Origin of the sequence: Azospirillum sp. A23, assembly GCF_042938965.1 — a bacterium.
GTDB classification, from domain to species: Bacteria; Pseudomonadota; Alphaproteobacteria; order Azospirillales; family Azospirillaceae; genus Azospirillum; species Azospirillum melinis.
The window spans coordinates 108,351-130,651 of record NZ_CP170672.1 but is presented as its reverse complement, the minus strand read 5'-3'; the positions used below and the strand labels follow the sequence as shown (position 1 = coordinate 130,651).

The following is a 22,301-nucleotide window of genomic DNA, read 5'->3' as shown; positions in this document are numbered from 1 at the left end:
CCCTGCCCGTGGTCCTGACGCCCATCACTTTGCTTGCGACCCAGAGCGATGGATGAGGTTGGGGGCCGCTCCGGTCAGAGGTCGCTCATGCTCAAGGGCACCTGCTGTCGCGGGGCAGAGCAATCTAGGTGCTTGGCACAATCATCTGCCGCATGCTGCCGCTGCGGATAAGGACACCCGAGCGATCCCCAGTCCGCCGGAGCGAGCTTCAGGTCAATGGTGCACTGCAAGGCATTTACGCCCCGCAGCCTGCCAGCAGCCTTCATGGAGCGTAATTGCCCATTTCGCGGGGCCACTATACGCCGCTGCCCAGCTACATGCGTCCATCCCCGACGCCAGCACATGGCGGTATGCCTGAAAGGCTTCGAAAAGCGCCGTCTTTCTCCGGCGCGGTGACCAAACCCCGCTGCTAGGATGCTGCGCCAGAACTGGAGGACGCAAGATGATCGCGTGGGTGCTACGGAATAAGGGTACACTGGTCGCGGCTCTGGTAGTTATCTACCATCCAATCAGTGCAATCTATTACCATATGAACCGTGAGAGATATCATGAATTTCTAAAGGCTAATCCTAGCGAGTTCGCCTTTCTTGCCGATTACATCGACACACCTCTTTTCCGGTCTCTTGAAGTGGCAATCATGTGGTCTCCTACCGTAATTATCGCTTATGTGGCCCTCGTCATGGGCACCTATTGGTACTTTCACGAGCGCAACTCGGCTGGTGAGTAAGGCTGCATGCTGACCATCTCCGATCACGATTTCCGCCCGCCCCGCCTGACAATCCAATATGCCTTGACGGCCCTGCACCTGTGGTTCACCGACCGAATTAGCCTCGCCACCCTCCTCCTTGCTCTTCGCCATCACCCGGCCGCTGTCGCCGGCAAGGGCGGCAGTCACATCATCGATCAGCAGGCAGCCGGAGCTTACTTCGGCTCCGAACCGGCCCGGAGCAGCGAGTAACCGCCATGAAAAGCTGCCTTCGCAAGGTCCTTTGCATCACCGGTGCCGTTATCCTCGCGGTGCCTGTAGCAGTGGCCGGAGTGGGCGTTGCCACCTTCACTGCCCTCCCCTTGATTGCCTCCGCGCTGCCGCTGGAGTTGTCCCGCATAATGCTGACGGACGGCACACGCCAGGTTGAGATGCAGGGCATGATCCACATCGCTTCGCCGGAGTTCTACCGCGACGTCGCCGATCTAGTCGCTCGCCGCCGGGGCGAAGGCTGGCTCGTCTTCTACGAAGGCGTCCGCGACGACGTCGGCCGCGGCAACGGTGCTTTCTCCGATGTCCTAAACAGTTTGGGAGGTGCGCCAAACCTCCTAGAGGATACTGAGGCACATCCGTACGAAACGCTCGCGCCGGCACTCGGCGAAGGACTGGTTCTCCAAGACAACGATGCCATTGTTGGCCGACCTGGGCCGGGTGTGCGCAACGTGGATGTGACGCTATCTGAGCTGCTCGCGGAACTCCCCCCTACCCCACCGTCCGCCCACGACCGCCAACCTGACGCGCCATTCACCTTGGCAGAAGCGCGGGAAGTATTCGACACCCTCCCCGGCTGGGTTCAGGACCGCGTGCGCGCCGCCTTCCAGATCCTGCTCTCCACCACGACATCAGGTCGATACGCACACGCGGTGCTCCCGCCGGCGATCACGACGTTGCGTGAACAGCGCGTCGCTCGGGCGATTGAGGACGCGCGCGACCGCAGCATCCTGGTGCTCTATGGTCAGCTCCACATCAATGCGATCTCATCTCACCTGATAGCCGCTGATCCGGCATGGCGGATCGTATCGACTGCTACAGTAAAGCCGTTCTGATCGTCTTGCCTCATGGAGTGAGGTTGAAGCGGACAACTGACTCATTCACCGCGGACGCGCGCAAGAGTAGCTGCGCCGTGGGCTCTCTCCTGGCCTTCAAAACCGGCTCCGCGCGAGGTCGTAGCGGCGCAGCTTAGCAAATGTGTGGCCGGGGTCGATAAACGTCGTAATTTCTACCTGACGGTGGATGCGCAGCCGGGCAATCTGCACGGCCTTGTCCTTTAGGCTAGATTGAGCGCGCCGCGCCGGGCGGGAGGTTACACCGGCTTCTTCGCGAGGACCTTAATCGCCCCACTGGCGCCGTGCGCTGACCGTGTCACGCCCTTCCCTTCCCCTTCTTCCTTGGCCCCTACGGCAGGCTCCGGTTTCGCGCTGTACCTCCCGTGCCCGCACTGAACTGCATTCCTGTGAACCGCCAGAGCACTTTTCAAGAATACAAACGCGCAGCGCAAACCTACTAACGCGTTATGTGACCAGCCAGAGCACCTGTAGTGGCAACGCTCATTGCTCGATGCCTGTTTGAGCTCCCACGGATGCGGCTGGACGCCAATGTCCGCTGCCCTTGCTGTTTACCCGACGTCGGGTAAAACGAATCCCGCAGGGTAAACGTGATCGTGACCGTTTTGCCGCACTTCGCTTGTACGCGTGACGCATAGACGGCACGCTGTTGACGCACATACCGCCACCTGCGATGCTCCGACCAGACCACCACCCTATGAGAAGAATGAGGCCGCGTGATGGAAGGATTGACGCTGAAGGCGGTGCGTGAGCAACGCGGCGCATCTCAGGCCGAATTTGCGGACTGGCTGAACGACGGCATCGGCCGAAGCTATGACCGGGCCCGCATCAGTCGTTGGGAGTCTGGTGGCGAGAAGATCCCAGCGGCCGTTGCCAACTTCGTTCGAGCCAACTCGAATGCAGCTGAGGGAAAGCTCGTGCCCGGTTTGCGCGAAGCCCTCCTGGCCAGCAGCGACAAGCTATTTGGTGTCACGTCCAATCCGCCGGCTCACCAGACTGCATGCGTGGTTCTTGCGCTTGCCAACCAAAAGGGCGGCGTAACCAAATCTACCAGCTCCTGCAACCTCGCCTTCCTTTTGGCCGAAATGGGAAAGCGCGTTCTGCTGATTGACGCCGATCCGCAAGCGAGCTCGACCCAGAGCCTCGCGGTTAACCCGATGCAGTTGGAGGCCGAACAGCGCTCCCTCACCCACTTCTTGCTCAATGAAGGCGCTGATCCGGTGCACTTCCCGGTGAAGGTTTGCGATGGCGCCTTCGACCTTATCGGCTGCTCGATCACCCTGGCGCAGGCCGAGGGCCAGCTGAAATTCGGCCAGACGCAAGGCGATAAGGTTCTCGGCGAACGCCTTGCCCCTTTGAAGCCATCGTATGACGTTATCATCATCGACTGCCCACCGCATCTGGGGGGGCTCACGGAGAGCGCGCTTATTTCCGCCGATCAGGTCCTGATCCCCACGATCTGCGAACCGATGGCAGTGCTCGGTGTCCCTCACCTCATCAAGACCATCCAAGACGTGAAACGGCGCGGCAACCCGAAGATAGAGATCCTAGGGATCCTGCCAGCCATTTTCGAGCGCCGCTCAACTATCGACGTGCAAACCCTGGGCGATCTGCAGGCTGCGTTCGGCGCGCACATCAAGGTGTGGGACCCGATCCCGAAGCGCAAAGACTTCGCCAAGGCGGTTCAGACCGGCAAGCCCTTGTTTGCCATCGTGCCTAAAGCCGACGGTATCGAGACTTACCGCTCCATCGCACACGCCCTGCTCGCTAAGGCCCCTGCCCTGGAGACGACGAATGGCTAAGAAGTTCGCTAACACCAACCCGGCATTCGGTCTCGCAGCGGCATCGATCGACCTTGACCGCGTTACAAATCCCGATTTTCCGGAGATCAACAAGGTCCCGCTCGCGGACATACACCCAAATCCGAACCAGCCGCGGAAGACCTTCGATGAAGCCGAGCTCGCTGGCCTAGCAGCCAGCATCGACGGGCATGGTCTGAAGCAGCCAGTTTTGATCCGCCGGCGTGCTGAAGGTGGCTACATGCTGGTGGCCGGCGAACGCCGGTTCCGAGCCCACCAACTGCTCGGGCGAGATAACATCCTCGCGATCATCGTGTCGGACCGGGAGGATGTGGAGGTTACCGCTCTTGTCGAGAACCTTCAACGTGTCGACCTCACGCCCGTCGAGAGCGGTCTCGGTCTCGTGCGACTGCAAGAGCGCGCATTGGCTAAGGGAGAGAAGCTAACCCAAGAGGACCTCGCGCGCTTTATCGGTAAAAGCCAGTCTGAGGTCACCCGCCTGCTGAACATCGTCAAGCTCCCCTCGGCCGTCCTGGTCGAGTACGAGGCCATTCATAAGGAGGTTTCGAAGTCGGCGTTGTCGGAGCTTCTTGGTATCGACGACGAGGCCGTGACGATGCGCCTTTGGGACATGGTCAAGAACGGCGCGAGCGTTGCAGAGCTTCGCAAAGCAAAGGCCGCTTCCCGGGGCGACGACAACTCTGCTCCCGAGGCCGCGACGGCGCCTAGGGCTGCGCCCATTGAGAGAGCCCGAAAGCAGTGGCGCACCATGGCGACCAGCTTGTCCAAGCAGGAAATTCGATCCGAGGACCTGTCCACTGACGATGTGGACGATCTTCGGCGGTTGCGAGATGCGATCACCGGAATCATCGGGGAGTGACTGCGCTCGTTGGGCGCGCGGGATCTGTCCATAGCTCGTAGAGGCGACCATTTACCCGACGTCGGGTAAAAACGGGTGGAAAGGGGCGGTGCGCCCGCCCCTCACCTTTTACCCGACGTCGGGTAAAGTCTGAGCTATAGGGTGCACGGCTCACAGCTGGGCACGGTCCCCCTGCCCCAACCCACGCACCGTCGTATGCGAACAGTTGACGCCGGCTGGTCCGTAGAAAGACGCCGGATTTCAGCGTCTTTCGGAGCCGCGCGACCCAACGCGATATCTCTATTATCCGCCCCGTACAGCGAACGGACGTAGCGGGAGTGGGCGCAGTGCGGATCAAATTCGGCACCTATAAGCCGGCTGAAGGCCCGGAAGAGATTCCAGTGTTCTGGGACTCCGAAAAGGTCATGAACTCCCACTTCACGGTGATCGGCCCATCAGGGTCGGGAAAGACCACCCGCCTGCGCCGGCTTATGGCCGGCATGTCTTTGGTCAACTCGCGGATCAGGTTCGTGGTCCTCGATCCCCATGGTGACATGGGCGTTTCGGGCGAGGACTCATTCCGGTTCAGCGCCACGTCCGATCTAGGACTGAACCCTCTCACCGTCCGCGAGGACCCGGACTACGGTGGCGTCACTCGGGCCATCGAAACCTTCCTAAAGACAATCAGCCGGACCAGCCGGCCGCTCGGCTCGAAGCAGGAGCACACCCTCCACAACATCCTACTCGACCTCTACGCCTACCTCGGCTTCCACGCTGACCGGCCTGAAACGTGGAACCTGCGCTATGATGACCGGCGTAATCCTGAGATGCCCAAGCGACACCCCACCGTGAAGACGCTCAAGTGGTTCATGGAGCGCAAGATGACCCAGGTGTTTCTGGGCACCAGTTCAGAAACCGTTGCCGCGCTCGACGATCTCAGCCGCAAGCTGCGCTCGATGGATCGCGCAATCAAGAAGGAGATCCGTGGCGAGGAGACCAGCGTGGACATCGACAAGCTCAAGGACAGATGCCGTGAGCTGTTCGAGCGGTTCCTTGAAGGTATGTCCGATGGCCAGGAGGTCAGCGCACTGTTCCGCTACGGGAACAAGGAGGTCCTCCAAAGCTGTTACGAGCGGATCTGCAATCTGGAGCGCTCCGGACTGTTTCGAGCCGATACATACGAGTTCGATCCAGCAGCAGCGATCTGGCGCTACGATCTGTCAGCGCTTTCGTCCGACGGCCAGAGGATGGCGGTCGATTTCATTCTGGATGACATCTTTGCAGCGGCCCGAGGAGAGGGTCAGAAACCAGAGACCGTCATGTTCGTCCTTCTCGACGAAAGCCATAAATTTGTGTCGCCTGAGGCTGATCATATCATCAGCGTATGGGCTCGAGAGGCACGTAAGTTCGGGCTCGGTCTGATCCTCTCATCACAGAACCTGACGGACTTTCCCGACGAGATCCTCGCACAGATGGGAACAAAGTTCGTGCTTGGCGTCGACCCGATCTTTCTGGATCGCGCCGCCAAAAAGCTGAAAGTCGAACCCCGACGCTTAGAGGGCATTCAGACGCACAAAAGCTCCATCATAGCCATCAAGAACAAGGGAGACAGCGGCACCCGATGGCTGGACATGACGCTGGTTTAAGAGCGGCAGTCCCTGCGAGCGTTACTGCGGCGGCCCCAAAATGCCGCCATGGTTTTGTACCATTGACCACGCTGCAGGTGACCGTATGACTTTATCGTTCAACTTCTGCCATGGCAGACGCATCCCGATATCCGGGCTGGCCCTATACTTGGTCGGGCACTGACGGACGCGACTGCAGCCACTGCTACATGCTGTGGCGTGTCAGGGTCGGCTCCAAGCCGTTCTTGCAGATGATCGACCCAAAACCGTCCACGGCGAACGAGGACACCCGCGACCGAACAGTGACGCGTATTTAGAAATGGGGCAGGGCGGTGAGCTTTGGCGCGCTCTGCATAACGAAGCTGTCCGCATTCCGGTCCGCGCGCGCAGGCGTAATACGCGAGGCGGCCGCCCCCAGCCGACCTGGCAAAAATTGCTAATTAGGCACCATCTCCCTGAGCGACGGCCTTGTGATTGCGGCACGAGGAAACGGAGGGGAGTTTTTGGGGCCGTCTCCTCTTCCTCGCCAAAAGGATAGGGAAGGGAAGAGGCCACCGCAGCTTTCCGGTCGTGGTACGACCGCGAACGAGGTGCTGATTGACCCGCAAGCCCGCGGTAACCGCTAAGAGGCGGTTTCCAGAACCTGGCATACGATGAAACCCCTCCGGAAACCCACTGATCTGCTGTCGGTTTCCTGTGCCTCTGGCACAGAGAGGCAGGTATGGGACCGATAGTTGCGAACTTGGTGGCGGGCATCATCGACCGGATCGAGGATCGGCCTGTCGGCCCTGGGCGTCCGCCGATGTCCACCGTGGAGGTCATCGAAACACTCCGCTTCTTCCTGCGCGAGGGCGTCCAATGGCGCGAGCTGCGGGCGGCGGACGGGCGTGCGTCGGGTTCGACCCTGCGCCGCCGTCTGGATGAGTGGCACAGGACTGCGTTGCTTCGGCGAGTTCACGCCGTCCTTGTCCGCATGGTGCGCTCCGGTCCCGACGCTGCCGCTTGGGACGTCGTGGTCGACAGCTGCTCGGTACGGGCCAAGCACGGTGGTGAATTGACCGGACCGAACCCGACCGACCGCGGCAAGCCCGGGACCAAGTTTCACATTGTGGTCTCAACTGATGGACTACCGCTCGCGGCCATCCCTTCGCCCGCAAATGTGCATGACAACAAGCTCTTCCCGGACTTGCTGCGCCTAGCTCAGGTGGTCTGCGCCGCCATCGGCAGGCTATACGCCGACGCAGGCTACGACAGTGCCGACAATCGTTGGCTCTGCTTACGTGACGGGATTCAACCGTACATCCGCAAGATCGGCGAGCCCCACGGCTCCGGGCTCGGCAAAATCCGATGCGTTGTCGAACACGGCTGCGCTTGGCTGCTCGCGAACAAGCGCCTGGATCGACGACAGGATCGGTCGGGGCGGATCATCCACGCCCTGCTCACAGCAGGGGCCATCTTCATCATCGCTAACCGCCTCAGTACATTCTAAAAACCGCCCCTAACGAAGTGCCGGTAATTCGAGTTTGAGGGTCCGGTACCTTCTCCATCTGCCACGCTGCACTTTGTTGGACTACATAGCGACTAACAGATCAGAACCCTACTCTATAAGCCACACCTATAGCATTGACAATACAGTCAACGTAGAAATGCTTCTAACGTCAGTCGCAGTAGTCGGCTTGTCTTTGGACCTCCTGCTCGCTCAACGAACTGGCCATCAGCCAACACAAGAAGTATAGTTGCTCCAATCTCCTCTGGCGTGCCCGGCAGACGACTGTCGGGAAAGAATCTGGTCAGTGCCTCGCCAGCTTGACACCAGAACGATCGTAATTTAGAAAAATCCTCATTCGACAATAAGCTATTACTCTTTGCATTGTAGAGAGTTTTTACAATAAGGTGGCTAAATTCATTTTTGTCTATGCCCCGATCCGTCCATTCGCAAATATTTCTTATTAAATCATCGCGTGAATTTGATTCTCTAATAATAGAAATTAGACTCTTCTCAACCTTGGCAGATTCATCAAGAGCGATCTTGAGATAGATCGCATCTTTTGATGGAAAGTGAGCATAAAAAGCACCCCGGCTATAACCCGCATGCTCCGCGATCTGGTCCACTGTTATCGGGTCAAAGCCAAATTTCAGATAAAGCTCCACCGCTGACTTAAGCAACGTCTCACGAGTCTTCGCCATACTCTCTAAGCGGCTCAATCGTGCCATTTTCACCCCATCGAGTTGACATGCGTATCGAGATACACTAGTATCCGAATTCGTCAGTCACAGTTTACTGCGGAGACACCGTGCCACAAAGAGCCAAACAGCGACCGTCCGCCTTCACATGGCGGGATCAGGTTTTCGGGTGCAACATGATCGCTAGGACAATTCAAACGATTGCTGTAATCATCGTTCTTAGTTTCGCTGGCGCTACCGTGGCTTGGCTTGTCAAACATCATTAGTCGTCCTTTCACGCGCCAACGTCCATTACACTAAAGTTCTTGTAGAGTTGTTGTGCTTGAGCCAAGTCGTCTGCACTGCCATCAGCAGACTCTACGCCGACGTAGCGTATGACAGCGCCGACGATTGCTGGCGCTGTTTCCGCCACGGGACTAGGCCGCACACCCGCATGGCCCGCAGAGGCCAAGGCTCAGACTTCGGTGGGGCTGACTGCATTGTTGAGCACAGCTCCGCTTGACTGCTCGCAAACAAACTCCTTGATCAAGCATCAGGATAGGCTCGGGCGGCTGGTCCTCTCATTGCTCGCTACCGCCATCCTCATCATCGCAAACCGCCTCAGTGCATTCTGAAAACCGCCCTTAAGTGACAGACGACATCCGGCCGCGTCCTTGAAACCGAGGAAAGTTGAGATGTCTCATGCCTGCCAAGCGTCCGCACCGCCCTTGCTGGCCGACTTTTACCCGACGTCGGGTAAAACGTCGCCTCGACGAGCCAGTGCGACTTTGAACCTGTCCGGTCGCACCTATGCGCGTGCGATGCTGCGCGGCTTAAGGCAGAGGGCGGTGCCGGAGGCAAGCCGTGCCTCCCGGACCTCAGGTTTTTACCCGACGTCGGGTAAAACGCCGCCTCGACGATCTATGAAGACCTATGAACTGTCGGGCGCAACTCATTGGCTTCGGGTTCAGCACTCAAAAGGAACTGGAGCGCGGGTACTGCCGGCTCGGCGATGGCTCCCGGCGGGCAGCACCGATTTTCAAGACCGTTGATCCTGCTTCGGTAGCAATCGAACCTGACTTATTCAGCTATGAGGGCTGTCCGCTCGCAGGCTCACCGCTTGGCGACGCCCTTGAGAAAACTGTCGGCACTGAAGGGCAGGGCGGACAGAAGCAGGTGGGCCCCCTGTCGGCTCGAAGTACGCAACGCAAAGCTCTTGGATCACCTGGCACAATCAACTGCGTCGCGGTCGAACAGCATGTCGTCCATTTGGCGAGTGCCGTCTGCCGTGCTTTGCACTCTACGCCCGGGCTATGCTGCCTCCGTTCTCCGCAGAGCCCCTCATTCCTGTCCTCGTGACACGCGAAAGAAATGCTCGGCGTATTGCCGACACAACTCTGCTTCGACCGCATCGCCACTACGCTCCGCGTCAGCTGCACGGGCAAGCCATTGAGCTTGTTTCTGCTGTGCCGTTCCATTCACTCGGCTCGCCGGCCGCACGCCGCCCTGAGAGAGGCTGCTCTGTGACCGTGCCGTGCCGAATGCAGGCCTCGAAAACTGCTTTCCCATGGGCTTTGAGACTGACATTCTGTTTGCGTCTTTCTGGTCAGGTGCGCTTGAGTGTTTTCAAGGTGCCGACAGCATACCACCGCTTCCGCTGACCTGGGCAATCAACTGCCAAAGAGCCATCCAGCCGCTACTCGCCGTCATTCCTAGCCTCGTGGACTTTGACCCCGCGACTGACCAGCACCTTCTCCAGCGCATCCCCGACATAACCTTCCCGATCCTCTTCAATGCTGAGCATTGGGGGCGATGCAGTCACAAAGCGCCGATGGCGAAACCGAGGCCCATTTCCTCAACATACTTCTTGGAAAGGGCTTTGGGCCGCTCCGAAGCGCTCTATCCATCGCCGCGCTAAAGCGATATCGCTCATTGACCCGTTAACAGATATCTCTTATTTTGGCCTCGACGACCAGTGGAGTGAAGCCATTGGCGACCTCCCCCGTCAGAAGCAATGAGTATGCACAGCACTGTGAAGCTGAGCCCTCTCGGCCCCATCTGTGAGTTCGGCAGTGTCGCCGCGCGCGGCTTCAAGGCCGCTTTGGAGGCGCATAACCGACTAGATTACTTCGGCCACGAGGTAGCCTTCCCGGCCGGGTGGGCGATGATCCCAGGTAGTGCATCGCCCGGCGCCGGTCTCCTGAATCCGGCATGCCTTACCACAGCCCCAGTGTCACCTTTCCAAATGCCCACTGCAGCCGCTGCATAAGGAGTTCACCTACGATTAGCAACGATACCAAGCCGAAGCAGACCCGCGGCCGCAAGAAGCAGGGAGCCAACCCGATTGACGCGCATGTTGGGGCTCGCATCCGGTTACGTCGAACCCTTCTTGGTATGAGTCAGCAAAAACTGGGGGAGGCCATTGGTCTCACCTTTCAGCAGGTACAAAAATACGAGCGCGGGGCGAACCGCATCAGCGCGTCACGCCTATTCTATCTAACGCGCGTGCTTGATGTGCCCCTGTCCTTCTTCTTCGATGACATGCCGTCTCATGTTGCGGCGGCCCCGGTCGACGAAGACGGCGCAGCAGTGATCGGCGAGCACTCCGGCACCGCCTACGAGCCGGATCCGATGGTCAAGCGCGAAACTCTGGAGCTGGTCCGTGCCTACTACACCATCAGCGACCTGTCCGTGCGCAGGAGCCTGATCGACTTGGCGAAGGCTCTAACGAGGTTGAGCTCTTCCGATCCCGGTTAAACTCAATGTCGCAACTACGCAGCGACGACCAAGAGCCCGCCGCGGATGACCTTCAGGCGATCACCGCCGGGCTCAAGGGAATTTCAAGATTTTGCTAGGCCGCCCGACCGGCACCGGCGCACGGGCAGCTTCCCGGTGCAGGTCGGCGACGCACAGCATCTCTGGCCAAGTGCGAGCGGCATCAAGGCACTCTTCCTAGGCTTAGCGCTCCGCGGTCCATGGCATGACGCCATGCAGGAGCGCATTAAGAGCCAGGGCACGGTCACGATAGATTGGCGCGGGCTTCCCATCCCGGCGCACGCCACGCGCCCAGTACGCAGGCGTTTCAACGCTGCTCAATCCAAGCATGGCCGCGATTTGCCGGAAGGGAACGGGCTTGCCCAATTCCAACTCCTGTCCCATTTCCGCCCGCCACCGCTCAAAATCCTCGGGCGGCATCACGCCTTTCTTCTCGTCCCACGCGAACGGCGGCAGTCCCTCCGCAAGCGCTGCACAAGCCAAGGACATGTAGGCGGGGATGGTCGTGGGCGTGTTCGTGCCACGCTTTGCGCCTCGCAGCATCTCGTCGATGCGGCTCATGCTGAGACCCAGTTCTTGCGCCGCCTTGGAGTGGGTCCACTGCATCGTGTGCAGCCACCAAACGAAGGCTTCACTGGTCATGATCGCCGCATTAACTGCTCTGGGCATCGTCGTGTCCGAAGTCGAGGTCATGTTTCCGACCGTTACCACGGACGGGCCTGAAGTCCCAGTGCGGGTGCGATCGGGCGGCATTATGCTGGTCATTCGATGTCCTTGTGCGACGCCCATCGATCCTGCGGTGCGGCCAAGCGGGGGCCGTCTGGGCGCGCGCTGCTGAATCGCTCACTCGGGCCGAATGCCCTAAGAGCGCCTAACAGAACCATCTCTGGACGAAGCGCCAGCAGATGAGGCCGGCGGCAATGTGGTGGAAGGCGGTGAAGATGTCGGCTCGGCGTTCATAACGGACGGCGATACGGCGGAAGCGGGCAAACCAGGCCAGGGTTCGCTCGACCACCCATCGGTGCCGTCCCAGGCGCTCGCTGCTCTCGATGCCGCGTCGGGCGATGCGTGGAATGATCGCGCGGCGGCGCAACGCCCGCCGGCAGTGGGCAAAGTCGTAGCCCTTGTCAGCGTGCAGTTTGGCCGGACGACGTCGTGGCCGGCCGGCACACTGGCGGATTGCCGGTACCGCATCGACCAACGGCTCCAACAGCTTGCTGTCGTGCCGGTTGGCGGGAGAGATCTTCAAGGCGAGCGGGATGCCATTGGCATCGACGAGGATATGCCGCTTGGAGCCCGGCTTTCCACGGTCCGTCGGGTTCGGGCCGGTCTCCTCGCCCCCCTTTTTGCCGGGATGGCGGCGCTGTCCACCGCAGCCCGCTCCCAGTTGATGGCGTTGGCATAGCCGAGCCGGTCGAGCAGCAAACGATGCAACCGCTCCCAGACGCCGGCCTGATGCCATTCGTGCAGCCGGCGCCAACAGGTCATGCCTGAACCGCATCCCATCTCCACCGGCAGCAGTTCCCAGGGAATGCCGGAGCGCAATACGAACAGGATACCGGTCAGCGCCGCGCGGTTGTCCAGCCGAGGCCGCCCGCCTTTCGGCTTAGGCGGCTCCGGCGGGAGCAAGGGCTCAATCAGTGCCCACAGGGCATCGGAGACGAGAGGTGCAGCCATGCCCCTCCCAACAGCCCAATCCCCGTTTTGTTAGGCGCTCTAAGATCAGCGATAGAGTTCTGATCCTGTGATAGGAGCCGTCGGGTTTGGGCTGCCCCCTCGGGAGACCTGCTGGTCGACGGGGCACGTTTGAAGGACTGTTTGCAGTGCCTGGAGTTCCCGCTCATCGGCGGTGAGCTGCCACTTGTGCTTGATGTAGATCCAGCGCCGGACAAAGAAGCACCGTTCGGTCTCCCCTTCAGGCAGCCAAGCCTCGGGACCATAGGCGCCCTTTCGCTGATTTATCTCGCGGCCGGTCACAACCAGGTTCTCCAGGTCGTTGAAGAACCGATGTCGGACCGCGGTCTCCCACCGATACCCTCCGGAGTCGTGCGCTTCCTGAACTGGCACAACGTGATCGATGTCCGTGTTCTTGGGATCGGTAATTTCAGCCCCGGTCCAGGCATCCCGCCAGAGCCCCGCTACGACCTTGCAGTTTCGGAGCCTCGGCTGAACGAGCGATGTGGCGGCCAGCACCGCGTGCCGCGTCGTCAGGCACCCTTCTACAGGCTCCCAATCACCCCAGGCCTTGCGATCATAGCCCTTGCGCATTTCCGCCGCCGCCGGTGGCAGCTGCTGCTGGGCCAACGCTGGCTGAACAGCGGCGACGCCCATGATTGCGGCGATGAGGATGGCTAAGCGAGGCATCGTGCGGGTCCGTGTCAAGAGCGGGGAGGGCGTGGCGGAAGTTGCTCGGAGTTGATCGGGACAAGCTCGGGCTCGACCGGGTCGGCGGGTTCGCTCCACCGCCGGCCGATCAAACGAGGCGCGGAAAGTACGACAGGACCACCCCGAGCCAAAATCCGAGCAGGACGCCGATGAGCATCTTGGACTGAGTGTTCGGTTTGTTGTCGTTGGCCGGCGGCATGAGGTGTCTCCAGACGGCATTACGTGCAGTGACGGTTCTCGAAGTGCTGCGCCGGCCGATTGGTGGTTGGATCGAGGGCGGCCGCGCCGTTGAGCGACAACTGCATCACCGCAGTCTTCAGGCCGATCAGCCAGGGGTGCAGATTGCCGGACGGGCTGTCGATACCGGCCAGCATCTCGTCGATGTAGGGAACCCGCATCAGCGTATCGGCAAAGGTCTGCGCCTGGTGGATATCCTCCCAGCAGGACAGCAGACGTCCGTTATCGCGCCAGAACACAAGCCACCACGTTTCATCGGCGATCTCATGCAGGCACACACCCATCGGGCCGTGTCCAAACACGACGCGGGGATGGGCCGGACCGTCGATGGTGGCGACGGTCACCGGGGTGTGATCGCGAACCCATTCGGCGGGGCAATGGATCACATTGCGTTCGATCTCGGCGAGGGTGGGGAAGGGCACTTTCGAAACTCTCATGGTCATGACATCCATTATGACGGACTGGGCACCAGCAGCGCGTTGGCGAAAGACGTCGGTTTTGACCGTCTTTCCCGAGGGCTCTAGGCCGCGAGCCCCTTCTCCTTCGCTTGATAGCGCACCCAGCCGCGGTGGTAGTTCTTGGCTCGAGCGATCCGTTCGAGGTCATCGACGGAGCGGGCGAGCCGCATCAACGTGCGATAGCCCCCGGTCTTGAGCTGATCGTCCGACATCGACGCGATCACCCTGCGCCGATTCACCTTGCCGTCATCCGGCGTACAGAGGGCCGCCAGTTTGCGCGCCGGCAAGGCTTCCCCGCAGTCCTGACAGTGCTGTCGACGATCGTCGACACGCGTAACCCGAAAGCAGCTGCGACAGCGGTGAACGGGTGTGACGTCACGGTGCTCGTGGCCGCCGTCAAGAGACCATGCCCGCTCCTCGTCGAGCATGCCGTGCTCCAGGGTGTTGCCCACCATGTCGATCAGAATGCCCCTGACCTTTCCAACGGATGGCCGCGTGAACCGGCCGCCCTGCTGCTGGAAGAGTCCAGTGCTCTTGGTTGGGCGGAGCATGACCCCGACTTCGACATTTGGTACATCGGTGCCCTCGGAAACGAGCTCGCAGCTGGTCAGCGCCTGCAACGTTCCGTCGGCAAGTCCCTTAAGCCGGGCGATGCGCACTTCCTCCGGCATCTTTCCGTCCACCGGCGCCGCCGCGTACCCGGCCTTCGTGAGTTGCTCCGCAACGTGGACGCAGTGGGCGCGGCTGACGCAGAAGAAGATCGCGGGGCGACCGGAGGCGAGGCGAGCGTACTGTTGCACAGCAGGCTCGGTGACGTCCGGGTTGTTCAGAATGCGTTCCAATTCCGACGTCGAATAGTCGCCACAGCTGATCCGGACGCTGCGAAGATCCAGGTGAAGGGGCGGGGCATAGATGTCGACAGGGACGAGGTATGCCTGCTCGGTAAGCCAGGACATGCTCGGCCCCTCGACCGCCGTATCGAACACGAGTCCAAGCCCGGTGCCGTCTGCCCGAAACGGCGTCGCTGTCACACCGAGACGCAGGGCTCGATCCAAGGCATCGAAGACCCGCATGTACTTTCCGCAGACGGCGTGATGCGCTTCATCGACGATAACGAGCCTAATCTTCGTCAGGAACGGCGCATAGTTGTCCAGGCGCGACGCCAGCGTGTCGATGGAAGCGACATAGACATCCTCCTGCGCCAGCATGCGGCCGGGATAGATCAGCCCGTGCGGCAGCCGCAGGCGATGCAGCGTCTGAGACGCCTGGCTCAGAAGTTCCCACCGGTGGGTCAGGATCAAGGTCGGCCAGCCAGCCCCCGACACGATCTCCGCGACCTCCACAAATGTGGTGGTCTTGCCACCGCCCGTCGGCAAGACGTAAAGCGGGTGGCGGCGCTGCCGGAGGACACGCAGGATCTTCTCGCGATCCTCGACTTGGTAGGGACGAAGTTGACGACGGCTCATGTTTGCCTCAGACGCGCATCGCGGCGATCAGGCCGCAGCAAGGTGGCGGCCACGCTTACCGGTAGCGTGGGCCTGGGTGATGCAGTTGATTGCGTTCACGGTCGCATCACCGCCCATTGTGCTGATCAGATCGGCGTTGCTTTTGCGCCCATAGACCTCGATGTTCCCCACCGGGAAGCGGTCGGTCTGAATGACGATAGGGATCATGGCCCACCCTGTGCGACTTAGGCCTCTTGACGACCACGTTAATCTTACAGAGCGCATCATTCAAGAGATGATGACTCACCAGGGCAAAATACTGATCTTTCTTTATTGTCGCACCCCGACAATTATCTGCGGCGTCCGACTCTAACAATCACGAAGTGGCGGCAGTCACTTCTTACACACCCACGTCTTCCACATATTGGTCGATTTGAGTGCCGCCCCCATTCGGCAGTGCCTCGGCAGCTGCCCCGGCCCCGAGCGAACGGGTCAGCTCCCTGAGGACGCGGCGGTCCTCAGGCCGGAGCTGGCGGGAGAGAAGCAGAAGCTCGCGTTCATGGTCTTCCAGCCAAGGCAGAAACAGCGCCAATGGAGCCACAGGACCAGTATGCGGATCGGGAGCTGGGCAAGGGTCATGGCCTGTGAAGGTCCGCAACCCAAGCTGAGTGCGCTCGCCTCCCGGACCGGGGCTCAGCGCACGTTCGGCCGTCATCCAGGTTCCCCGGCAACTGGCACAGGTACGCTTGCGGCGGATGCTGTTGTCGGACTGGGTGCGGGTCTCGGTGACACCGTTGAGCGTGCTGCCGCAGCGTGGGCACGCCATCGCGCTGGGCTTTGCTCGTCCGCTTATCTTGGCAATGGTCGTGTTGCTGCCAGCGGCCATGGTCGGCTCCCGTGTGAAGTCACGGGCTGGAAGTGTAGCGATTCATCCGCCGACCCGTCCCACTCGAAAGACGTCGGTTTCCGTCGCCTTTCGCGCGCACATCGCGAAGTCAGCCCTCACCCTCCCGCTGGCTGTCAATCACGGCAAAGCTGTCCATGCTGCTGTCGTTGTCGGAGATGCGAGTAGACCAGTCGTCCATGCGGGCAATCCGTTCAGCCTTTCGCTCGGCCTCCGCAGCACTGCACGCGAGCACGCAATAGTCCGCGCCGATGCTGGCGCGAACCCGGACGATATAGGGCACCGGATTACTTCCTTCTTCAATTTCCTCCATGCTGGCGTCGGTGTCGGACGACGGAACACCGACGCGCTGAATATCGGCGGCGATGGCTTGCCGATGCCCTTCCAGACGCTGGCATAGGCGTTCGATCTCGATATCGTCGAGGGAGCCCTCCGGATGGTCGAACTCGCTTTCTTCGGGCGCTGCCGAGCTGGTCTTGAGGAATTGCAGCAGGACCAGAAGGCTGGCCGCTTCCTTGTCGGAGATCGTGATCTGGGTGTCCATGTCGGTATTCTCGCTTTCGCGGTGGCGGGGGAGGGCGCGCGACGCGTGGTCACGCGCGCCACTCAGATCAGGCGGCTTCCTCGTCCGCGCCGGTCACCAAGCTGCTTTCTTCCTCCCCGGCAGCGAACGCCATTCCGGGCGGCAGCCACTGCTGGATGCCCGCCACCATATCCTGCGAGATCGGGGCATCGGCGGCGGCGGCGACAGGACCAAGTTCCGAGAGCATGATGGCGTCGGGCGATCCAAACCAACGGTCGAGCGTGCTGACCATCTGGGCCTTCTTGGCGGGGGCGAGTGTCTGCACCCCCTTGCCGACCACGGCCACTTCGTCCAGCACGAACCCCTTTGACACGCGCGACCAGAACTCCGGCGCGGTTGGCCTCCATGTGCGAGCCGGATCGCACCCGATCTCGGTGCCGATATGCTCAACCACGTCATCCCGCTTTCCGCCATGCTCGGACAGGCTGACGCTGATGGTCTGCGCGAACAGCACGGCCAGGACCGCGTCCTTGTCCGCATCGGACAGGCTGTGGATCGTCCGAAACAGCGGCAACGCTTCACGCCCGCTGTAGCCGTCCTCCGGTTCGATCATGCTCTTGAAGGCGTCGAGCAATTTGGCGAGGGCAGCACCAGCGGGCGTCTCGCCCATCTTCACCACGCTCCCCGAGAGCCGCTCAAAATGCCCCGACAGGTTCGACGCCGCCGCCATGTTGCAGCGCATGGAGAGCTTCACCCATAGCGTATAGATCAGATAGCTCTTCGCGTACTGCGGTTCCTGCGCAAGAGCCAGCTGGAAGGCTTGGGTCCGGTGAGCCTCCAGGTCTGTGACCAGAGCCGCCGTATACGGCCCTCGCGCAGGCTTGCTCGCGCTTCTATCGGAACCGGTCTGCATGAGCGTGCCAGCGGACGGCGCGTTCGCGGCCTCGCCTTCACCAACCGCGTCCGGAGCGATGTAGCCCTCGCGCAGATCGAAGTCGCCGTCGCTGCCGATCAGCACGAAGACCCCAGCCTTGGCTTTCAGTTCGGCGCTGTAGAACCGCCCCTTCGACGCATCGATCCTGGCAATCAGGCGCTTGAGTTCGGCCATGCGGTCGAGGTCCTCCTGCGGAATCTCGGGAGCGTCCTCGTCGCCCTCATCGAAGCTCTCCTCGTAGTCCCCCTCATCTTCGTCGTCCTCCAACTCTGCATCATCCTCCACGGATGCAGCGCCGCCGGGCCTGCCGACCGTGAGTTCCGGGTGATAGCGGGAGAGGATCTCGTTGTGCGCAACGACCAGAGCCAAGCGCTCGTCTTCCTGATCGGCCGTGAGTTGACGTTCCTGGTCCGGTCGAGTGCTCCGCATCGACGCGAACACCGCATGATCGTATTCCAGCATCGGCTTCGCCCATGCCCAGCCTTCGGCGACCAGCCGGTCGCACTCCCGCCGCAGTTTTTCGGTGGCAATCTCCAAGGCGGCGGTGCGGTCGTCCAGATAAGTCCCATCCTCCTTGAACAGGTCCTCGGTGACGGGCAGGCCCTTCGCCACGTAGTCCGCGCGAACAAAGGTCCCGAGCTTGGAGGTCACCGGCACCCGCTCTTGCGCCAACTCTTTCCGGATATGATAGGGGGGCAGCGAATGAGACTGCTTGAGCGCGTCGTAAACACGCTCCTGGATGGCGTGATCGTCGGACAACGTGAACGCCTCGCACACTTCCTTGTCGATCTTGCCGTCACGGAACAGGTCCAGCAGACGTGGGCTAAGCCGCCCCAGTTTCAGACGCTGTTGGACCGCACGCACCGGGAGTCCGAAGCGGATGGCAATGTTCTCAGCTGTCTTGCCCTGCTCCAAGAGCGCGGCAAACGCACGGTACTCGTCCACAGGCGTCATATTCACTCGCTGGACGTTCTCCGCAAGCGACACCTCTTCGGCCTCGTCAGCCTCTCGAACCGCGCAATCGACGGCGTAAGTCCCGTCGATCTCGCCTTTGGTCCGCAGGAGTTCCAGAGCGGCCAGACGCCGCCCGCCGCCAACGACTTCAAAGGTGTCGTCATCGTCCCTGGTCGGAATAACGATCAGGTTTTGGAGCAAACCTCGCGCCCTGATATCAGCCGCCATAGACTGGACATCAGCAAACGGATAGGTCTTCCGAACGTTACGTTCCGACCGGCGCAGATTTGAAAGGGCAATCGACTTTTTCATGATATGTGTTCCTGCTGTAGTGCGTTGGGGAAACGCGATGCACAGGAACAAATAAATCGTACAGAGCGCATAAGCTCAAGCAAAAACGTGCGACTGCTCGATATTTTTTCCATCGTCTATGCCGAATATTTGTCAACGCACCGGCGTCAGAAGCAGACGGCAGAGATCCTCATCGTCTCGTTTAGAAAACGGCGTTCCTAAAAAAGGCTATCAGTGAGTGTCGGCTCATGCGATGCCGGGTCTTGAACGTAACTACTGTTTCTGGCGGCCAGCACGCAGCCAAAACAATGGGCAATGAACGCCCTCGTCTGCTCCGACTAAGCGCGCCCCAAAAGGAGTGAGGACGGCGAAGCCTCCCGCGCCGTCCTCTTCCCGTTTTCCGGCTTCAACACTGCGGCCGCCCCTGGATGGGATCAACCCGGTGCAATCGAGATCACCGCTCCACGGATCACTCCGCTGATTTCGAGCGGATAGGTTCCGGCCAGAGGATAGATCTCCTGATCGTATCCGACGACTATTGTCCCGCTCAGACGTGCGACGCGCAGCGTGTTCGAACCGGGTTTCCGGTCGGCGCGCTCAATCTCAATGAGTGCGGTTTCACCCTCGGCCAGAACGATGGGTACTGGGAGCGCCGGTCGCCAGTCGCGCCTCGTCCTGACAAGACCGTCCCCGACCGGCACGTTCACCACGCCGCCCACGATTAGGATGCGCGAGTAGGTGCTTGCGATCGGGGTGCTGGGAACCGGCACCGGAACCGGGTAGGGGACCGCACCACCCCAAGGCCGCAGCATCGGCGCCGCGAAGACCCCGCCAGCATTGAGGCGCGCCATGTAAGCCGCCCGCTCCTGGCGCCGCGCTGCAAGCTCCTCTGCACGGCGGCGTTCCTCGGCCGCGTCTAGATCCGCCTGTTTGTTGCGCGCCTCAAGCTGCTGTCCGGGCGACAACGCCTTGAACTCGGTCTCCGACATGCCCAGCGGGTACCGAGCGCACGCGGCCACCCCCAGGAGGGCGAAGGTCACGGCAACGAGCTGGATCAGCCTCATGAGATCAGCGCCTCCCGTACGGATCAATGCCATTCCCACACGGCAGGATCGGCGCCATCGGCAAAGATCATGACCGCATAGGTTTCCTTCCGCCCGCCCATTTCCATACCCGGCGCTCCCATGGGCATGTTGGGCACCGCGATGCCTCGGGCATTGGGTCGCTCGGTCAGCAAGCGCTTCACGGAACTGGGCGGGACATGCCCCTCAAGCACATAACCGTCAATCGTGGCGGAATGGCACGACCAGAGGGAGTCAGGCAGGCCAAGTTCAGCCTTCTTGCGCGCGAGATCGTCGACCATGACGACACTCGGATGGAACCCCTCGGCCTCCATCCGCTTCACCCAGGCGCCGCAGCATCCGCAGGACGCGTCCCGATAGACCCGCAGCTCAGGGACGCTGGCGGCTGCGAGCGGCTGTATGGCGACCGGTACGACGATCCCGGTAGCGGCGAGAGCGAGGGCTCCACGAAGGAAGCTGCGGCGTTCGACATGGATCATGGTGCACCTGTTGAATGGGTCGCTTCCGTTGCCGGGAGATTAAACCGGCAAGGGTGACGCTCTCGCCTTCGAGAGACGCTGATTATCGTCGCCTTTCAGCTGTGTCGTCGGACTTGGACAGCCGGCGAAATGCCCGCATGGGGGTGCGGCCGCGGCTCTTTTGTGGGCGCGGTTAGGCAGCCAAGGGGAGGGGGCAGGCCGAGTCCAGGTCCTGGTCTGCAGCGTCCGTATCGTCCAGGAGGTCGGCTGCCCACCCCAGGATCAGGTTTTCGGTGATCTGGTCGTGTTCCAGTTCTCCGTCCTCGATGAGCTGACGGATTTCCTCCTTCGCCCGCTCAATGCAGGCCTCGAATTCGGTCTTCGGCGCCTCGGCAACGGAAGCGAGGATTGGAAGGGCCTCCTGGAACGCGAACCCGCCCTTCTTCAGCCGCCGGGTCTGGCGGTTCATCCAACCGGTCATCACCTCGGCGCAGTATGCGTCCGTTTTCTTGAAATCGGGATCCGCTACAGGTGCTTGCGGCTCCAGGCCGGGCAACGGAAGAGCAATCTGGGCCTTATCGGTCTTGCGCCTGCCATGAGTGCCGCGCCGGCGATGGAAGGCCTCCCAACGCGCCGTCTTACCCCAAGCTTGGCTATCGACCGAGATGACCCTCGGGTGCTCACGGCACAGCTCCATTGCCTCTCCGTGCAATCCGAAGAGGTGAACCCGACAGTTGGCCGGTAACCAACGATCCAGATGCGAGAGGATTTGGAGAACGCCATTCGGGCCGTGCGGCTGCCGTCGGCAAAAGGAGCCGATTCCGACGACCGAGTGCTTCGAGAGCCACGGCATGCGCTCAATGCAGCGCCCGTAGTCCGCGGCCTGCCAGCCCTGCACCACGGGAGCAAAGCGGGCGATGGAGCCCGCCTCGATGGCTAGGTTCCGGCAGAGCACGTTGAGGCGCACTGTGCGGGAGATCCGGTCATGAACCTCAGTAGTCGAGCCGGCCACTTCCGGCTCGACGCAATAGTCCATGCTATAGAAGCGCACTACCGGCAGGGAGCTGGCGAAAGTGATGTAGTCCTGCGGCCCCCAAGGCCAGCCCGAGTATTGCTTCATGGCCGAAAAACCCCCACTGTCCAGCTGAAGCTTCATACCGCTTGCGTTGGCAAAACTTCTTCCGTCAAAGCCGTCGAAGTACGGAATTCCCAGATCATCCTTCTGGTAGACAGCAAAAGCATTGGCGCTGACCAGCACCGGAACGCCAAGTTCACGAGCGCGGGAAAGGAGCGGCCCTTTGCGAAGATGAGGCAGGCCTAAGATCATCTCGACCATGATTGGTAACTCAATGCATCGGGGGGACGCACATAGAATACCGTACAGGGCGCACACAATCAAGAAGAACCTGGCTCGTCAGTCACCCCTTTTTTTACATTTCCAGGGCAGATTATTGTTCAACTCTGACAGTGGCCGGCACTATTCCAAAGTCCACTTAGTACATTGACACCAGCTTCGTATCGGCGGACGGTATGCTCAACGCGTTCAGGCAAACCGCCAGCCGTGCCTCTTCGTTCCTGA

21 protein-coding genes are annotated in these 22,301 nt (G+C 60.9%); 7 read left to right on the top strand and 14 right to left on the bottom strand.

Going from position 1 to position 22,301, the window contains the following annotated elements:
* Positions 1 to 733: 733 nt before the first annotated feature.
* The 6 genes from ABNQ40_RS35510 (at position 734) to ABNQ40_RS35485 (ending at position 7,602) form a co-directional block, all read left to right on the top strand.
* Positions 734 to 958 carry a hypothetical protein gene (locus ABNQ40_RS35510; RefSeq protein ID WP_377806617.1) on the top strand — a complete coding sequence of 75 codons (225 nt, stop codon included), beginning with the start codon at positions 734 to 736 and terminating at the stop codon, positions 956 to 958.
* Positions 959 to 963: 5 nt separating this feature from the next.
* The gene (locus tag ABNQ40_RS35505; RefSeq protein WP_377806618.1) at positions 964 to 1,812 is read left to right on the top strand and encodes a hypothetical protein; all 849 of its coding nucleotides are present in this window, start codon (positions 964 to 966) and stop codon (positions 1,810 to 1,812) included.
* A 737-nt stretch (positions 1,813 to 2,549) separates the two neighbouring features.
* Positions 2,550 to 3,632: an AAA family ATPase gene (locus ABNQ40_RS35500; protein WP_109153176.1), complete on the top strand. Its 1,083-nt coding sequence runs from the start codon at positions 2,550 to 2,552 to the stop codon at positions 3,630 to 3,632.
* The gene (locus ABNQ40_RS35495) at positions 3,625 to 4,509 is read left to right on the top strand and encodes a ParB/RepB/Spo0J family partition protein (RefSeq protein WP_377806619.1); all 885 of its coding nucleotides are present in this window, start codon (positions 3,625 to 3,627) and stop codon (positions 4,507 to 4,509) included. The genes ABNQ40_RS35500 and ABNQ40_RS35495 overlap by 8 nt, the downstream gene beginning before the upstream one ends.
* 326 nt (positions 4,510 to 4,835) lie before the next feature.
* Positions 4,836 to 6,134, top strand: a complete 1,299-nt coding sequence (locus ABNQ40_RS35490; protein WP_136705928.1) for an ATP-binding protein — start codon at positions 4,836 to 4,838, stop codon at positions 6,132 to 6,134.
* Positions 6,135 to 6,915: 781 nt separating this feature from the next.
* Positions 6,916 to 7,602 (top strand): IS5 family transposase, encoded by a 687-nt coding sequence (locus ABNQ40_RS35485; RefSeq protein ID WP_391349803.1) that lies wholly within the window; start codon positions 6,916 to 6,918, stop codon positions 7,600 to 7,602.
* 146 nt (positions 7,603 to 7,748) lie between these two features.
* On the opposite strand, the gene ABNQ40_RS35480 is transcribed toward ABNQ40_RS35485, so the two are convergent.
* Positions 7,749 to 8,327 (bottom strand): TetR/AcrR family transcriptional regulator, encoded by a 579-nt coding sequence (locus ABNQ40_RS35480; protein WP_377806621.1) that lies wholly within the window; start codon positions 8,325 to 8,327, stop codon positions 7,749 to 7,751.
* Positions 8,328 to 9,617: 1,290 nt separating this feature from the next.
* Complete coding sequence (locus ABNQ40_RS35475; RefSeq protein ID WP_391349816.1) at positions 9,618 to 9,845, bottom strand: DUF4167 domain-containing protein; 228 nt, start codon at positions 9,843 to 9,845, stop codon at positions 9,618 to 9,620.
* Positions 9,846 to 10,487: 642 nt separating this feature from the next.
* Between ABNQ40_RS35475 and ABNQ40_RS35470 the strand changes: the two genes are divergently transcribed.
* Positions 10,488 to 11,033: a helix-turn-helix domain-containing protein gene (locus ABNQ40_RS35470; protein WP_391349801.1), complete on the top strand. Its 546-nt coding sequence runs from the start codon at positions 10,488 to 10,490 to the stop codon at positions 11,031 to 11,033.
* 201 nt (positions 11,034 to 11,234) lie between these two features.
* On the opposite strand, the gene ABNQ40_RS35465 is transcribed toward ABNQ40_RS35470, so the two are convergent.
* The 12 genes from ABNQ40_RS35465 to ABNQ40_RS35410 form a co-directional block, all read right to left on the bottom strand.
* The gene (locus ABNQ40_RS35465; RefSeq protein ID WP_377806624.1) at positions 11,235 to 11,816 is read right to left on the bottom strand and encodes a hypothetical protein; all 582 of its coding nucleotides are present in this window, start codon (positions 11,814 to 11,816) and stop codon (positions 11,235 to 11,237) included.
* 106 nt (positions 11,817 to 11,922) lie between these two features.
* Positions 11,923 to 12,728, bottom strand: a protein-coding gene (locus ABNQ40_RS35460; RefSeq protein ID WP_377810313.1) for an IS5 family transposase whose coding sequence is annotated in 2 segments (ribosomal slippage) — positions 11,923 to 12,401 and positions 12,401 to 12,728 — 807 coding nt in all. Because the reading frame shifts where the segments join, the coding sequence is not laid out codon by codon here.
* 45 nt (positions 12,729 to 12,773) lie between these two features.
* Positions 12,774 to 13,415, bottom strand: a complete 642-nt coding sequence (locus tag ABNQ40_RS35455; protein ID WP_377806625.1) for an HNH endonuclease family protein — start codon at positions 13,413 to 13,415, stop codon at positions 12,774 to 12,776.
* Positions 13,416 to 13,654: 239 nt separating this feature from the next.
* Positions 13,655 to 14,095, bottom strand: a complete 441-nt coding sequence (locus ABNQ40_RS35450) for a hypothetical protein (RefSeq protein WP_377806626.1) — start codon at positions 14,093 to 14,095, stop codon at positions 13,655 to 13,657.
* 98 nt (positions 14,096 to 14,193) lie between these two features.
* Complete coding sequence (locus ABNQ40_RS35445) at positions 14,194 to 15,597, bottom strand: DEAD/DEAH box helicase (protein ID WP_377806627.1); 1,404 nt, start codon at positions 15,595 to 15,597, stop codon at positions 14,194 to 14,196.
* Positions 15,598 to 15,624: 27 nt separating this feature from the next.
* Positions 15,625 to 15,804, bottom strand: a complete 180-nt coding sequence (locus tag ABNQ40_RS35440) for a hypothetical protein (protein WP_377806628.1) — start codon at positions 15,802 to 15,804, stop codon at positions 15,625 to 15,627.
* A gap of 172 nt (positions 15,805 to 15,976) precedes the next feature.
* Entirely contained in the window at positions 15,977 to 16,462 is a 486-nt protein-coding gene (locus ABNQ40_RS35435) for a hypothetical protein (protein ID WP_377806629.1), read from the bottom strand.
* A gap of 109 nt (positions 16,463 to 16,571) precedes the next feature.
* Positions 16,572 to 17,024: a hypothetical protein gene (locus ABNQ40_RS35430; protein WP_377806630.1), complete on the bottom strand. Its 453-nt coding sequence runs from the start codon at positions 17,022 to 17,024 to the stop codon at positions 16,572 to 16,574.
* Between the two features lie 67 nt (positions 17,025 to 17,091).
* The gene (locus ABNQ40_RS35425) at positions 17,092 to 19,203 is read right to left on the bottom strand and encodes a ParB/RepB/Spo0J family partition protein (RefSeq protein WP_391349797.1); all 2,112 of its coding nucleotides are present in this window, start codon (positions 19,201 to 19,203) and stop codon (positions 17,092 to 17,094) included.
* Between the two features lie 413 nt (positions 19,204 to 19,616).
* Positions 19,617 to 20,246, bottom strand: coding sequence for a hypothetical protein (locus ABNQ40_RS35420; protein WP_377806632.1), 630 nt, complete (start codon positions 20,244 to 20,246; stop codon positions 19,617 to 19,619).
* A 23-nt stretch (positions 20,247 to 20,269) separates the two neighbouring features.
* Positions 20,270 to 20,743: a DUF411 domain-containing protein gene (locus ABNQ40_RS35415; protein WP_377806633.1), complete on the bottom strand. Its 474-nt coding sequence runs from the start codon at positions 20,741 to 20,743 to the stop codon at positions 20,270 to 20,272.
* A 172-nt stretch (positions 20,744 to 20,915) separates the two neighbouring features.
* Positions 20,916 to 22,058: a hypothetical protein gene (locus tag ABNQ40_RS35410; RefSeq protein ID WP_377806634.1), complete on the bottom strand. Its 1,143-nt coding sequence runs from the start codon at positions 22,056 to 22,058 to the stop codon at positions 20,916 to 20,918.
* Positions 22,059 to 22,301: the final 243 nt, after the last annotated feature.